Genomic DNA, 14522 nt, shown 5'->3' on the forward strand with positions numbered 1-14522 from the left:
TATTCAGGGTCAACAGAGAATACGGCTTTGCCCTCCGGCGATTCGAATAATTCCAGAACACCGCCGTGATCAGGTCGCCATTCTTTATTCAGTTGCACGACCAGTCGCGCAATCTCATAGCCCAGAAGTGGTCGGTCACTATGTAAGCCAATGACTTGCCCCGGCAGCATTTGTTGAGCCTTGACAACAACACGATCAACGAGTTGCAGCCGGGTTATCTCTCGCATTCTCGCGAGGATTTCCGCTTGAAACGATGCCGGAATCTTCTCGGATACGTCGCAAAGAGAGCACCGGTAAAACGCACCATCCCGATGCTGCCAATCATTGGTTTGCAGAAATAGGGCCTCCAGCAGAGCACACTGGTCCTCTGAAAAAGCGGAGTCCACGCAAAAAAAGGGGAAGGGGTGATGGTGGTGATTAGGTCGCGAGAGCAACGGCTGAGCTCCTAAGCTGCGCCTAGCTGCGGTCCCGCCGCCGAGGTCGGCATCGGGCGAGGCGCAACCGCTTCCGTCAAGACGCATTCTCCTCCTCCTCGGTCTCGACCGTCTTGGCCATCCGTTTGGCGAAGTAATAGATCCGTTTGAGCTTCTCGATGATGTCGATCTCGATCGTGTAGGCGGGGATGCGATTCGGCTCTTCCGCGACGAGACGTTGTGCTTGGTGGATGGCCGCGGAGTCGGCGATATGTTGGATCTCCTGTTTCATTGAGGTCACGGTGCGCGCGGCCAGCTCGTTGTTCTGCGCGACGGCCTGAACCGCGGCGGCGACCGAGCGTGTCACGACCCGGTGGAAGCCCATGAGGACCTCTCGGGTCGGCACGCTGATGGAGACGCCCGCATCGATGCGCTCGCGGCCGAGCACGATGAGGTTGGTTTCGACGACGTCGCCGATGTTTTCGAGGTCGTTCACCGCCGCCATCAGGCGCATCAGGGTCGCCGTCTGCTTCTCGGTGAGCGACAGACGGCTTATCTTGCCCAAATAGGTGATGATCTGGGCGTGCAGGGTGTCGACATCGTTGTCCATCAGCTCGATCTCGCGCAGCGTGCGGCGATTGCCGCTGAGGATCGCCGGCATGATGCGCGCCAACATCTTGTCCACGCACTCGCCCATGTGCAGGACCTCCAGGCGTACCCGGTCGAGCGCCAACGACGGCGTGGAGATCAACTCCTCGTCCAAATACTTTGCGCGTACCACCAGTGCCTCTGCGCCCGGGGGTTTGTCCGGGACCAGCCACTGCACGAGGCGTGCGAACTGCGTGGTCAGGCCGATAAAGAGCAGTGTATTGGCGACATTGAACAAGGTATGCGCATTGGCGATCTGCCGGGGGACCTCGGCCGCAAGTCGTGCGGCTCCCGACAGGGCAGGGTGGACCGGCGAGATCAGCTGTGTAAAGGCCGAAAGCTGTCCGATGAAGCCGACCCAGATCAGGACGCCGCAGACGTTGAAGATGACATGAACCAAGGCGGCGCGCAGCGCATCGCGTGGTTTGCCGATCGCCGCCAGCAACGCGGTGACGCAGGTCCCGATATTGGCCCCGAGGGCGAGCGCGATCCCGGTGGGGAGATTGATGAGACCCTGGCTCGCCATGACGATCGCGATGCCCATGGTGGCGGCGGAGGATTGGATCACCCCGGTGAAGACGGCGGCGACGAGGATGCCGATCGCCGGATCTTCGAGCCTCCGGACAAAGTCCAGGAAGGGCTCGTAGGTCCGCAAGGGTCCCATCGCGTCGCTCATGACGCTCATGCCGAAGAACACCAGACCCAAACCCATGAGGATGCCGCCGTATTGGCGTATCGCCTCCTGCGTGGATGCAAACTGCATCAGGAAGCCGATACCGATCATCAGCAGGGCCGACTCGGTGATCTGAAAGGCGATCAGCTGCGCGGTGACGGTCGAGCCGATGTTGGCGCCCATGATGACCCCGACGGATTGACTCAAGGTCATGAGTCCGGCGCTGATGAAGCCCACCACCAAGACCGTCGTCACGGAGGACGAGTTGATGACGGCCGTGACGAAGGCGCCGGTGGCGGCGCCCATGAAGCGGTTGGCGGTCAGCTTGGCCAGGATGTCCTTCATCCGCTCTCCGGCGACCGCCTTGAGCGCCTCGGCCATCTGGTCCATGCCGTAGAGAAAGAGTGCAAGACCGCCGAAGAGGCTCATCGCCATCGCCCACCAGTGGATCGCCGGCGTGATCGCATCGCTGACCTCGGGGGTCATCGAGGCACCTCGTCGGGGGCGCCTTTCGGCCGAGGCGGGGTCGGCTGAACGGGGCTCGTGAGCCCTCGATTCAGGGTGCTTCCCGCACCTGCGGTGTGCACGAGCCGGTTGTAGACCTCCAGGAGGGGCTCGACCGGATAGCACAGCGGCAGCAGCCGCTTGTGGGCGCGCGTGAGGATGCCGACCCAGTGCGGATCGGCACTGAAAACCTGCCGATGTCGCTCGATGTCTTCGGTGTCTCGCGCGCGATGGCCGGGCGAATGCGCCGGGCGACCCCCGAGCACGCAGACGGCGTTCTCCGCGAGGCCGAGGCGTCGAAACATGCGGCTCAGCTCGCGCCGTCCGTAAGCGCCGCTCGGGGCATGTTCCGAGGGATGCCGCACCCGAGCTATGCGGTCGGCCAGATCCGGATGCCGGTCGATATCCACGAGCGTTTGCCATCCCTCGGCCTCGATCGGCGGTGCGGCGTGCGCGGCGAGGTAACGCGAGGTGACGGCCACCAAGGGCAGGCGGGCATAAAAACGCTGCATCGCATCCCGATAGTCCGCTCCCCGAGCCTGATGCAGGGCATCCTCCCAGAGTGATCCTTGCGGCAATCCGGCATAGCTGATCGCCTCGGAAAAGCTGTCGTGATGGCCCCGTAGATAAAAGACCCGCTCGGGAAAACGCAGCTTGAGGCGAAAGATCAGATCCATCATCAGGATGGAGCTGTCCATCTCGGCGGCTTGCTCGGGCCGGTCCGGATGAACGGCGCTGCCGAGGATGATGAGGATGGCGCTGCCCTCTTCGAGTGCCTGAAGAAAGGCGTTCTGCGTCAGGATCACGAGCAGGTTGTCGATCCGGGCGCGCAGATCGCCGACGAAGATGGGGGTTGTGCGATCGGGCAGGATCAAGAGACCGCCGGGTTCGCCAAGACGATTGAGCGCGCGATAGGGCTCCTGATCCATCAGCGCGATGACCTGCTCGATCAGGTCCAGGGCGGGCGCGCGCGCCAAGGGCTCGATCGGTCCGTCGAGCACCCGAGCCAGGCGTGCGAGGGCTAGGCGGCGCCACCGCGACATGCGTTCCAACAGATCGGTCGCGGCCAAAGGGGCAATGCAAACGCCGGCCGCCGTGGACTTGTTCTTGACGGACAGTTCGTCGGCCGAGAGCTTCAGGCGGAGATGCTGCGGTTCGACGGCACGCGGATAACGCAGGAGCAGGCGTTGCGTCGGGTCGTCGCGCCCCACGGTGAGGGTATCGCCCTCGCTCAGTCGGACGAATCCGCTGATGTCGGAGAAATAGGTCATGGGATCGACGAGCAGATAGCTGCCGCGGTGATCCAAGCGACCTTCCGCGTCGATCACCGGCTCCGGATAGAGATGGAGCCGATAGCCGTGCTCGCCGCCGAGGAGGATCTGCAGGGGCAGTGCGGGAGGCGGGAGCCTCACCGTGGACTTGCCCAAACGCAGCGAGCCGCGAAGGTCCAGGTCGGCGCAGGGGTCGGCCTCGCGGATCAGGCCGCGAAAGTGCCGCAGGAAACCTTTGCGCTTGGCTTGGCTCGGGTCCGACATGGGCTGTCTGGGTGACCCTCCGGGTCTGAGTCGCGATGTGGGATCCGCTCGATGGCCCAAGCGTCGCATCCCTGCCGATGTGCATCAACTGCGGCGTTTCTTGGTTCCGGCTTTGCCGGGTTAGGGTAAGCTGGCGTCCGATGGGTTGAGACACGGGGGATCGGCAGGCCGTATCAGGCCCGGGAGGCAGGGTGAGCAGGCTCGCGAGCAGATTGCGTATCGGTGAGAAGATCGGGCTGGGATTCGGTCTGGTGATCCTGATCTTTCTCGGGGTCATCGTTCACGATCAGCTGGCTTCGGCACGCCTGAGCGCGGACTACGAGCGTCTCCATGCCGTCTACGGGGCGCGTCAGTCCTATGCCTTCGGCATCGAGCGGCGTCTCGGCGCCATCCGTGTGGCCCAGTCCGCGTTTTTGACCTCGCGCAGTCTCGATGCCGTTGCCGAGGTTACGCGCCAGGCGGCGGCCCTGGATGCCGAGGCATCCGGGCTTGCGCGTCTCGACGAGAGCTCGCGGCGCGCTGCGGCCGAGATCGGTGCGCTGGCCGCTGATTATTCGACGCGCTTCGAGGCGGTCGTCGAGGCATGGCGGATCAAGGGATTCGACGAAGACAACGGACTACAGGGCGAGTTTCGCCGGACCGCGCATGAGTTGGAGGCGCTGGCTGGATCGTTGACCGGATCGGGTGAGCCGACGGCGGGTCTCGAGATTGGGATTCTTCAGCTGCGCCGCCGCGAGAAGGATTATCTGCTGCGCGGCGAAGAGACCTATGTCGCGATGGTGGCCGAGATCCTGGCGGACACCGCCGAGCGCGTCGCCCAGGCCCCGATCGCCGACGCCGAGCGTCAAGCGCTCACCCGGCGACTCGCGGCCTACGGGCGTGATTTTCATGCGTTGATCGAGCAGGATCGCCGCATCGAGGAGCTTACGGAGGCGATGGACGTCGCAGCCCGACGTATCACGCTGTTGGTCGAGTCCAACCTTGTCGAAGCCAATCGCCTGATGGCGTCGATGACCGATGACATGGCGCAAACCGCGGCCGTCCGTGCGCGGATCAACCTCGTGATCGCCTTCGGGGCGACCTTGCTCGGGGCCTTCTTCGCCGTCATGATCACCTCGAGGATCGTCCGTCCGGTGCGCAAGATCGCCGGGCTGCTCGATCGAATGAAGACCGAGACACCGCGCGAGCGCATCCCGACAGTGCTCGGTGCGCGCGACGAGATCGACGCGATGGCGGTTTCGCTGAATGTGCTGGCCGATCATAAGTCGACCTTCGTCAACTGGTGGCGCAGTGCGATGCGCGAGGCGGTGGCGCTACGTGATCTTCATGCCGCCGGCGAGACGAGCGTGCGCGCGCGCGCCGCGGAAGAGCTGCGTTTGGCCGTCGACGCGAGGCTCGAGCGCATCCTGGCCGTTCGCGACGGGATCGAGCGCAACAGTGCGATCGTCCGTGATCTTGTTGCTCATCTCCCGCAATCGGGAACAACCTTCTCTTCGGGCGATGTAAAGCGGCTCAAGGAAGCCGCAGCCGGCTTGTCGGCTGTGTCGACGATCCTCCAAGCCGAGTCGGGGGGGCTTTTCGGATCGGCAACAGGGCGGCGTTGCCGACCCGGTGCGTCGAGATTCGGTGGACCCAGCGATCGCGGATGTCGACTCTGGGAGTAGAGCGGGCGTGTCGGGTTAGGGGAGAGCTTCGATCGCCCGAATTTTTTCGTCGTAACGTGCTCGAAGCTCGGCGGGGAGCTCCGAGTCCTTCACCCCGGCACATCCGCCGTTCTCGTTGAGTGTCGCCAGGAAATCGCGCCGGAGGCGCTCCTGGACCTTTCGATAATTGCGCTCGGGAAAGACGTCGTCCTGGACCCTGAGTACCGTCATGCGCATACGGCTCGCGAGGAGCTTGTTGAGGTTCTCGGTGCGACGGTTGGATCCGTCGCTTCGGCAGCGGGCGTGATAGAGGTCCAACGCATAGGCGGCCTCGACTGCTTCGATCAAGAGCACCTCTGTCGCCTCGTCCAACTCCGATGCGACGGCGCTCTGGATGCCAAGGCCCATGACGAGGAGCATCGACGCTGCCCAGCGGCGAAGCGGGTGCCTCGGCCCGTTCGGTCGGCTCGATCCGTCGCCTGATCGGGCGCGGCGTGTCCTGGTCTGTCCTTTGGGTAGGGGGTACACGACGCGTCTCAACTCCGTCCGTAGACCGGGACCGCCGCGCCGGTGACGCAGCGTGCGGCATCCGAGGCCAAAAAGAGGATCACGTCGGCGAGTGCATCCAGAGGGACCCAGGTGTCGTGCTCTGCATCGGGCATGGCCGAGCGGTTTTCGGGTGTGTCGAGGGTTCCCGGCAAGACGCAGTTGGCGGTGATTCCTCGGTGTTTGAGCTCCTCGGCGAGGCTCTCCGTCAGAGTGATGACGGCGGCCTTGGAGGCGCAGTAGGGCCCCATATGCCCGGCGCCTCGAACGGCCGCCCTGGCTGAAATGTTGACGATGCGCCCGCCGGCCCCGCTCGGGATCGCGGGGATCGCCGCGCGGCAGCAGTTGAACACGGTGCGCAGGTTCAAATCCATCAAGGAATCCCACTGCTCGTCCGTCGTCTCGTGAATAACGGGACCCATGGCAAAGCCGCCGGCGATATTCGCGAGGATATGAATGGCACCGAATCGGTCCTTGACGCCGGCGATCGTGCTCGCCACGGCGGCGGGATCCAAGAGGTCGGTTGCGAAGACGGCCGACTCGCATCCCTCGGGCAGCGCATGCTGCGCCGCGTGCAAGGCGTCGGGTTTCAGGTCGATCAGGGCGAGTCGTGCGCCTCGGCGGGCGAAGGCGCGTGCCGTGGCACGGCCCAGATTCCCCGCGGCGCCGGTGACGACTACGGTTTTCCCGGTGAATTCCTGCACGCTCGTGACTCCTGATGGCTGTGCCGGCGGTTCAAGGCGCCCGTCGACTTTGCGCTCCCGACTCTGTCCTCCAAACGTCAGGTTGGGGCCTCGGGCCGGATGACCAACCCGGGCGCGCTCCGTCGGTCGCGGATCCGCTCGGCTTCTTCATGCGGGCCGGGCGGGTTGCCTGTATCATTTAGAGCGTGACCAGTTTACCCGAACCAGCATATCAGAGCTGTCGTGGCTCCGTCCTTGGCGGGGGCGCCCCATCCGTTCTCATGCGCCGTCGGTGGCGCCCTTGATCGAGCTGCTCTTCCTGCTCTTGCCCGTCGCTGCGGCCTCCGGTTGGTGGGTCGCACGTCGGGGCGCGCCCGCTCGACGCAACCGCAGGCATCCGCCTCACCCTGCATTTCTGCGGGGCCTGAATTACCTCGTCGAGGAGCAGCCGGACAAGGCCATCGACATGTTCCTCGAGCTCGTCGAGGTCGACGGCGAGACCGTCGAAACCCATCTCGCGCTCGGTAGTCTGTTTCGACGTCGCGGCGAGGTCGACCGCGCGATTCGCATCCACCAGAACCTGATCGCCCGGAAGAATCTGGCCGCCGAGCAGCGCGGCGATGCCCTCTTCGAGCTCGGCCAGGACTACATGCGCGCGGGCTTGTTGGATCGCGCAGAATGCCTATTTCAGGAGCTGGTCGGTCTCGGGCTGCACCGCCAGCGCGCACTCCAGAGTCTGCGCGAGCTCTACGAGCAAGAGCGCGACTGGGCACGCTGCCTGGAGGTCGCCGAGCTGCTCGATCCCGCCAGCGATCCGTCCATCAAGGTCGCGATCGGCCAGTACCACTGCGAGCTGGCCGAGGATGCCCGGCGCTGCGGCGACGCGGCGCGCGCGACGGCACAACTGAGCCTGGCTCGCGAGGCCGATCCCGAGTGCGTCCGCGCCACCATGCTCGAGGGGCGTGCCGCACTGGAAGACGGCGATCCGCAGCGTGCGCTTGCGCTCTTCATGCACGTGGCCGAGCAGCGCGCATCCTATGTCCCGGAGATCCTGCCCGAGCTGATCGACGCCTTGCGGCAGCTCGGACGCGACGATGTGCCCGCGGTTCTGGAGGACTTGGCGCTACGGCACTCGAGTCCGGCACTGACGCTCGGTCTCGGCGATGTCCTCGCTCAGAGCCGCGGCAAGGAGGCGGCGATGGATCTGCTGACCCGCTACCTGTCTCGACATGCGGATTTGGCAGCACTCGAGCGTCTCCTCGAGCTTCAGGTCGAGCTTCAGGTCGAGGATCCGTCGCAGGGTCAAGGTTTGAACGGCGAGCGTTTGCGCGTCGCCTTGGAGGTGACGCGGCATTTGCTCGCGCGGCAGGCGGTTTATCGCTGCGAGCACTGCGGGTTCGAGGCGCGCTCGCTGCATTGGCAGTGTCCCAGTTGCCGGTCTTGGGGGAGTGTCGTTCCCGTTCAGCCCGAGCCGATCATCGGCGAGGAGGTGCTGCATGAGCGACGTCTCGCCTGACCCTGCGAGGGGCTTGCACCGAATTCCTCTGCCCCTGCTCGCGATCTCGGCGCGGCGGGGATCGGCCGAGGGTCGTCGGGCAGTGCGCGGCCGTGCGGTCCGGGCTACCGGACGCGTAACACTTAGTCAAGCATACGAGGACCGGACGTGACGCCATCCAAACGCATTATCGTCGCGCTCGATTTCGCGACCGAGGCCGAGGCCCTTGCCTTGGTCGAGCGTCTCGATCCGACCGGCTGCCGGGTCAAGGTCGGCAAGGAGCTGTTTACGCGATGCGGGCCGGTTTTGGTCGAGAAGTTGCAGTCTCGCGGGTTCGAGGTCTTTCTCGATCTGAAGTTTCACGACATCCCCAACACGGTCGCGGGTGCCTGCGCTGCGGCGGCGGATCTCGGGGTCTGGATGGTGAACCTCCATATCTCGGGCGGGGCGCGGATGATCGAGGCTGCGCGCACACGGCTCGATCGCCTGTCCAGCCGGCCGTTGCTGATTGGCGTGACGCTGCTCACCAGTCTGAATCGGGAGGATCTGAGCGCGGTCGGCTGTCCCGGCGAGCCTGGCGAGCGCGTGCTTGCGCTCGCAGCGCTCGGGTATGCCGCGGGTCTCGACGGGGTCGTCTGCTCGCCCTTGGAGGCAGCTGCTGTCCGCGCGGCGCGAGGCCCTGATTTTCGGCTGGTTACGCCGGGAGTCAGGCCCGCCGGTGCGGCGCTCGGCGATCAGGTGCGTGTCATGACGCCGCGCGACGCGCTTGCCGCCGGGGCGGACGACCTGGTGATCGGGCGCCCGATCACGGAGGCCGCGGATCCGCTTGCCGCGCTGCGGGCGATCGAGGATTCGCTCGTGGCCTAGTTCCGGCTGAACCGCAGCCCGTCTCAATCGCGCATCTCGCCGAAGCGTTCGAGGTGCCCGTTTCATCTGATCGATCTTTCAGGAGTCAAGTCGATGGCGAAGATTCGAAAGGCAGTGTTCCCCGTTGCAGGACTCGGGACGCGATTCCTGCCCGCGACCAAGGCGAGCCCCAAGGAGATGATGTCGGTCGTCGACAAACCCTTGATCCAGTATGCCGCCGAAGAGGCCGAGAGCGCCGGGGCTACCCAGTTGGTCTTCATCACGGGCCGCAACAAACGCTCGATCGAGGACCACTTCGACAAGGCCTACGAGCTCGAGGCGGAGCTCAGGAGCTCGGGTAAGCTGCAGCTCCTCGATATCGTTCAGAATGTCATGCCGCCGACTGTGACCTGCATCTATGTGCGCCAAGCCGAGGCGTTGGGTCTGGGTCACGCGGTACTCTGCGCCAAGGCGGTCGTCGGCGACGAGCCGTTCGCGGTCATCCTGGCCGACGACCTGATCCGCTCCCAAGGCAAGGGCGTGGTGGAGCAGATGTCCGACGTTTACGAGCGATTCGGCTGCAGTGTGCTGAGTGTCCAGGAAGTCCCGCGCGAGGAGACCAACAAGTACGGCATCGTGAAGGTCGAGCCCGGCCCGGACGGGGAGCTGCGCGTGGTCTCGATCGTCGAGAAGCCGGCGCCGGCCGATGCGCCCTCGAATCTGGCTGTCGTGGGGCGTTATCTGCTGACGCCCAAGATCTTCGAGAAGCTCGAGCAGACCCGTGAAGGTGCAGGCGGGGAGATCCAGTTGACCGACGCCATCGCCGCGCTCCTCGAAGACGAGCCGGTGATCGCCTTTCCCTTCCAGGGCAAGCGCTACGATTGCGGCAGCAAGCTCGGCTTTCTTCAGGCCAACGTCGAGTTCGGCTTGGCGCACCCCGAGGTCGGCGAGCGCTTCTCGGCCTATCTGCGGGCCTTCGGTCAACAGTAGCGGCGCGGCGAGCCGGCAGCCGGGCTGTCGGCTCCGACCCGATTCCACTTCATTGCTTTCCGGTCCGCCCGCCGTCAGTCCCCGCAGGCCTTGCGGATACGTGGGGTCAGGGCCACCGTCTCCCGCCCGTTGCCGATCCAGATCTCGCCGCCGTCGATCGTGCACTGCAGATCCATCGAGCGCTCGACCAGACCGGTCAGGGCCTGGATCTCGCTGCCTTGCAGATCCACCACCCGTAGGTTGCGCAGGCGCGCGAGACCGCCGCTGTTCTGCTCCCACCAAAGCTCCGCCGCGCGCCCGGCGTAGGTGATCACGACCACCTCCCCCGCACGACCGCTCGCCTTGCGCAGGCGCCGCTCGTCGGGTTGTCCCACCTCGATCCAGCGCTCGATCTCTCCGCTCAGGCTGCGTTGCCACAGTTCGGGCTCGTCGTCTGCGCTCAACCCCTTGGTGAAGGCGAGCTGCGGGTCGGCATAGAGGCAGAAGGCGAGGAGCCTGACCATCATCCGCTCATCCGTCTCGGAGGGGTGCCGGGCCAGCGTAAGGGTGTGGCTCTCGTAGTAGTGACGGTCCATGTCGTTGATCTGGACTTGCGCTTTGAAGACGGTCGCTTTCAGGGCCATCGGAGGGTCTCGGGGTCGAGGGGCGCGCGAAGGAGCGGTGCGCCCGCGGTGATTAGGCACTCGGGCATGCGACCGAGGTCTTGGCCGGGATGCGCGCGATGTGCCACTGCGGGATCGCCCAATCCCAAAAGGCATTCGGGTGGAGATCCGCGGGCGGCGGGGTTTGCCCCAACAAGGTCCAGGCCGTCCGCAATGCGGGCAGCGGATCCCGCGCGTCGACCGGTGCGGCGGCCAGCGACTTGCTGAGCTTTCGGCCCTCCGTGTCCAAGATCAAGGGGACATGCGCGTAGCCGGGTTGGCCGAACCCCAAAGCCCGTTGGAGCAGGATCTGGCGGGGCGTCGAGAGCAGCAGGTCGGCGCCGCGCACCACCTGTGTGATCCCTTGCAGGGCGTCGTCGACGACGACGGCGAGCTGGTAGGCGTGGAGCCCGTCGGCGCGCCGCAGCACGAAGTCGCCGACCGCCGCGTCGACGAGCTGCTCCTGTGCTCCCTGGATTCGGTCCTCGAAGACGAGAGCGCCCGGGGGCGTGCGGAACCGCTCCGTGCGTGCGCGCCGTCCGAGCGGGAGTCCGGGACGGCAGGTGCCGGGGTAGACGGGGCCTTCGGGCCCGGCGCGCCCGGCTCGGGCAACCTCAGCGCGGGTGCATCCGCACGGGTAAGTCAGGCACCGAGCCGCGAGAGTATCGAGCGCGTCGCGGTAGGCGTCGGTTCGGCGGCTTTGATAGATCACGTCCTCGTCCCATCCGAACCCGAACGCGCTCAGGGTGCGGAGGATCAGGTCGGCCGCCCCGGGGACCTCGCGCGGCCGGTCGACGTCTTCGATCCGCACCAGCCAGATGCCCCGATTGGCGCGGGCATCCGCGTAGCTGGCCACGGCAGCGAGGAGCGAGCCGAGATGGAGCGGGCCAGTCGGAGACGGGGCGAAACGGCCGCGATAGGCGGCCGCGTCGGGTGCGGCAGTCGGGCCGGGGTCGGCGGGACCGTGCATCGGTTCAACACCGAGACCGGGGTCCCGCGCGATCGCTCATCCGCGCTGCCGTTCGCGGATCTCGTCGAGCGTCTTGCAGTCGATGCAGAGTGTAGCGGTCGGCCGCGCCTCGAGACGACGGATGCCGATCTCGACCCCGCAGGCCTCGCAGTAGCCGTACTCATGGTCGTCGATCCGACCGAGCGCCTCGTCGATCTTCTTGATCAGCTTGCGCTCGCGATCGCGCGTGCGCAGCTCCAGGCTGAACTCGGACTCCTGCGTGGCGCGATCGTTGGGGTCGGGGAAGTTGGTCGCCTCGTCCTGCATGTGGTGTACGGTACGATCGACCTCCTCCATGAGCGATTTCTTCCAGGCCAAGAGGATCTCGCGAAAATGCGCCTCCTGCTCGGGACTCATGTAGTCCTCGTCCGCACCTTGACGGTAGGGCTCGAACTCGGATGTGCTGGCTTGAGTGGCGTTCGCTTCGGCCATGAATGTACTCCCGAAGGCTCTTGTCGTGGATGGCATGCGCCGGATCCGATGGACGGACCTGCCGCGAAAAACACGCTTAAGTACCAGAACATCGGCCGCCGGGCAACTCGATTGCCGGTGAGCCGGTGACGGTCGCGTGTTTGTGTGTTGATCTGCGTTACCAGCTCGGGATGCTGCCGGGTGGCGGTGGCGGCGGGGGTGGCGGAAGAAGCCCGCCGTCGGCGATCCACACGGCGGCGAAGGCAACGGCCAAGGCCGCGACGAAGACGAGCCAGCCGCCGCCGGTCGCCGGTCTCGCTGTCTTGTCCGAGACCCGCTTGCGCCCGTGGATCATCGGCATGACCAGATCGTTCTTGTGCACGAAGCGATAGAAGAGGACCGCGCCGACGTGCACGGCGATCAGTGCGCCGATCAGCCATATGTTTTGTCGGTGCAGGCCGGTCAGCCAGTTGCTCGTGGACTTCGAGACCAGATCGTAGAGGGGGCCTCTGAAGGCGATATCGTCGTTGGTCATGAGGCCGCTGATCGACTGAAACAGCAGCAGGCCGAGCAAGGCGAGTATGGATAGGGCCGCCAAGGGGCTGTGTCCGAGCCCGTGCCACCGCCCGCGCAGATAGTCGATCACCGCGCCGGGTCCGCGCACGAAGTGTCCGAACCGCGCGTAGGTCGAGCCGACGACGCCCCAGACGAGGCGGAAGACGAGCAAGCCCAGGATCGCAAGCCCGATGCGGCCGTGCCAAACCATCAGATTACCGCCTTGCAGACCGGTCACGAACGCTGCGGCGACGAGCGACGCGAGGAGCCAGTGAAAGAGGCGGGTCGGTAGGTCCCAGATCAGGATCGCTCGCTCGTTCAATGCAGGGTCTCCTTTGTCTTCGAATCGATTTGGTGTCAGCCGGCTATCTTGACGCCCATGATGGCTCGGGGCAACCCGATCGGCGCCGACTCGCGGGGCGATCTGCCGCGCATGACGCGGCCCGGGTCGAGGCAAGAACGAATCATGACTTGACGCTGGACCTGTTTTCGATTAAAGAGCGGCGCATATTCCCTTACGATTGTGTGACCCGAGGTAGCGGAGATGATGGACAACGAGAGCAGTTACGGCGAGGAAGCCAACGAACGTGTCCCCTCGATGACCGGACCGGATTCGCGCGCCCCCGCCGCGAATCTGGCGGTGCGTCGTCGGATCGAGCATATGCGTGAAATCAAACGTCTTCGCGAGCTTCTCGACGACCCCGAGTTCGACGAGCTGGCTTAAGCCGGAGAGCCCGCCGGTGATGCGGGCGTATCCTTTCAGCGCGCCGTCGAGCGCGCCTTTTTCGGCCGACCGGATCCTTTCGGGAAAGTGCTCCAATCCTTACCCGCCTTGCGAGGTCGACCCCGCCGGCCGAAACGCGTCGCGAGCGGCGGGATCCAAGCGAATATCCAAGGGCGCGCGCAGCGACAGATGGACATCGCGTTGCGGGAACGCCATCCCGATCCCCTCTTCTTTGAAGCGATCGTAGATCGCTTGATGTAGCTCCGTGGCGACGCCGATCCGTCCGTCGAGCGAGCTCAGATAACACCGCAGGACGATGGTCAAGGCGTTGTCTCCGAACCCCTCGAAGCTGATCAAGGGGGCGGGATCATCGAGGACCCGCTCGTGCTGGTCGGCAACTTGAGCGAGGATGCTCAGCGCCTTGCGTGTGTCGCTTCCGTATTCGATCCCGATCGGAATCGTAATGCGGTTCTGTTGATCGGTCAGACTCCAGTTCAACAAACGTCCCGTGATGAACTCCTTGTTCGGCACCAAGAGCTCCTGCCTGTCCCAGTTGCGGATGGTGGTTGCGCGGATCTGGATGTTGGTGACCACGCCGGTCGTATCGCCGATGGTGACGATGTCGCCGACCCGCACCGGACGCTCGAACAGGATGATGATGCCGCTGATGAAGTTCGCCACGATCTCCTGAAGACCGAAGCCGATACCGACACCCAGCGCTGCCACGAGCCATTGCACCTGCCCCCAGTTCAGCCCGAGGGTGCTGAAGGCGACCAGGAAGGCGGCGACCGTGATGGCGTAGCTCACGAGGGTCTTGATCGCGTAACGCCCGCCCGCCGAGACGGATTCGGTCTGCAGCAGCAGGATCTCCAGCAGGGCCGGGAGGTTCTTGGCGGCAGCGGTCGCAACGAAAAGGATCACCAGCACCAGGCCCAGGTTGGCCGCCGTCACCGGGACGGCCTGCGCCACGCCGTCTACCATCCCGTCGTAGTACCACAGCGGGATGCGCTCGAGCATGGACAGGGCCGGCAAGACATCCGACCAGGTCAGCCACACCCCCAGCAACGCGGTGAAGAAGACCGAGGCATTGATCAGGCGGCGGGTCTGCTCGTCGAGAGCGGCGAGATCCGGCTCGGGCTCGTCGACCTGAAGCTCCAAGGCACTCGGGGCAGTCTCTTTGCGTTCGGCCTCGTTCTGCGCACGTCG

General features: G+C 65.2%; 14 protein-coding genes and 1 pseudogene. 5 read left to right on the top strand and 10 right to left on the bottom strand.

The genetic code is table 11. The features are described from left to right. The 3 genes and pseudogenes from VLR48_RS10675 to VLR48_RS10685 form a co-directional block, all read right to left on the bottom strand. Positions 1–521 (bottom strand): annotated as a pseudogene (locus VLR48_RS10675) (hypothetical protein); the annotation flags it as partial. Continuing rightward, a complete protein-coding gene (locus tag VLR48_RS10680; protein WP_325291770.1) occupies positions 511–2220 on the bottom strand; it encodes a Na/Pi cotransporter family protein in 1710 nt (569 codons plus the stop codon). The gene VLR48_RS10680 and the pseudogene VLR48_RS10675, both read right to left, overlap by 11 nt. Further along, positions 2217–3773 carry a metallophosphoesterase gene (locus VLR48_RS10685; protein ID WP_325291771.1) on the bottom strand — a complete coding sequence of 519 codons (1557 nt, stop codon included), beginning with the start codon at positions 3771–3773 and terminating at the stop codon, positions 2217–2219. The genes VLR48_RS10680 and VLR48_RS10685 overlap by 4 nt, the downstream gene beginning before the upstream one ends. Before the next feature lie 191 nt (positions 3774–3964). Between VLR48_RS10685 and VLR48_RS10690 the strand changes: the two genes are divergently transcribed. Then, positions 3965–5437 carry a hypothetical protein gene (locus tag VLR48_RS10690; RefSeq protein WP_325291772.1) on the top strand — a complete coding sequence of 491 codons (1473 nt, stop codon included), beginning with the start codon at positions 3965–3967 and terminating at the stop codon, positions 5435–5437. A gap of 15 nt (positions 5438–5452) precedes the next feature. Here VLR48_RS10690 and VLR48_RS10695 read toward each other — a convergent pair whose 3' ends face one another. Beyond that, positions 5453–5824: a hypothetical protein gene (locus VLR48_RS10695; protein WP_325291773.1), complete on the bottom strand. Its 372-nt coding sequence runs from the start codon at positions 5822–5824 to the stop codon at positions 5453–5455. 128 nt (positions 5825–5952) lie between these two features. Then, positions 5953–6666 carry an SDR family NAD(P)-dependent oxidoreductase gene (locus tag VLR48_RS10700; RefSeq protein ID WP_325291774.1) on the bottom strand — a complete coding sequence of 238 codons (714 nt, stop codon included), beginning with the start codon at positions 6664–6666 and terminating at the stop codon, positions 5953–5955. Between the two features lie 280 nt (positions 6667–6946). Between VLR48_RS10700 and lapB the strand changes: the two genes are divergently transcribed. The 3 genes from lapB (at position 6947) to galU (ending at position 9976) form a co-directional block, all read left to right on the top strand. Continuing rightward, positions 6947–8161, top strand: coding sequence for a lipopolysaccharide assembly protein LapB (gene lapB / locus VLR48_RS10705; protein ID WP_325291775.1), 1215 nt, complete (start codon positions 6947–6949; stop codon positions 8159–8161). Positions 8162–8308: 147 nt separating this feature from the next. Next, a complete protein-coding gene (gene pyrF, locus VLR48_RS10710; RefSeq protein ID WP_325291776.1) occupies positions 8309–9007 on the top strand; it encodes an orotidine-5'-phosphate decarboxylase in 699 nt (232 codons plus the stop codon). A gap of 93 nt (positions 9008–9100) precedes the next feature. Continuing rightward, complete coding sequence (gene galU / locus VLR48_RS10715; protein WP_325291777.1) at positions 9101–9976, top strand: UTP--glucose-1-phosphate uridylyltransferase GalU; 876 nt, start codon at positions 9101–9103, stop codon at positions 9974–9976. 74 nt (positions 9977–10050) lie between these two features. Here galU and VLR48_RS10720 read toward each other — a convergent pair whose 3' ends face one another. The 4 genes from VLR48_RS10720 to VLR48_RS10735 all read right to left on the bottom strand — a co-directional run bounded on the left by VLR48_RS10720 (position 10051) and on the right by VLR48_RS10735 (position 12914). Next, the gene (locus VLR48_RS10720) at positions 10051–10599 is read right to left on the bottom strand and encodes a YaeQ family protein (RefSeq protein WP_325291778.1); all 549 of its coding nucleotides are present in this window, start codon (positions 10597–10599) and stop codon (positions 10051–10053) included. A 52-nt stretch (positions 10600–10651) separates the two neighbouring features. Next, positions 10652–11587: a tRNA glutamyl-Q(34) synthetase GluQRS gene (gene gluQRS / locus VLR48_RS10725; RefSeq protein ID WP_325291779.1), complete on the bottom strand. Its 936-nt coding sequence runs from the start codon at positions 11585–11587 to the stop codon at positions 10652–10654. 36 nt (positions 11588–11623) lie between these two features. Next, positions 11624–12058 carry an RNA polymerase-binding protein DksA gene (dksA, locus tag VLR48_RS10730; protein WP_093032508.1) on the bottom strand — a complete coding sequence of 145 codons (435 nt, stop codon included), beginning with the start codon at positions 12056–12058 and terminating at the stop codon, positions 11624–11626. 157 nt (positions 12059–12215) lie between these two features. After that, a complete protein-coding gene (locus VLR48_RS10735) occupies positions 12216–12914 on the bottom strand; it encodes a cytochrome b/b6 domain-containing protein (RefSeq protein WP_325291780.1) in 699 nt (232 codons plus the stop codon). A gap of 222 nt (positions 12915–13136) precedes the next feature. On the opposite strand from VLR48_RS10735, the gene VLR48_RS10740 reads away from it, so the two are divergent. Beyond that, the gene (locus tag VLR48_RS10740) at positions 13137–13316 is read left to right on the top strand and encodes a PA3496 family putative envelope integrity protein (RefSeq protein WP_325291781.1); all 180 of its coding nucleotides are present in this window, start codon (positions 13137–13139) and stop codon (positions 13314–13316) included. A gap of 99 nt (positions 13317–13415) precedes the next feature. Here VLR48_RS10740 and VLR48_RS10745 read toward each other — a convergent pair. Beyond that, positions 13416–14522, bottom strand: a 1107-nt coding sequence (locus tag VLR48_RS10745) for a mechanosensitive ion channel domain-containing protein (protein WP_325291782.1), incomplete at its 5' end; no start/stop codon positions are given.

The sequence above is a fragment of the Thiocapsa sp. genome (assembly GCF_035467215.1).
Lineage (GTDB): Bacteria > Pseudomonadota > Gammaproteobacteria > Chromatiales > Chromatiaceae > Thiocapsa.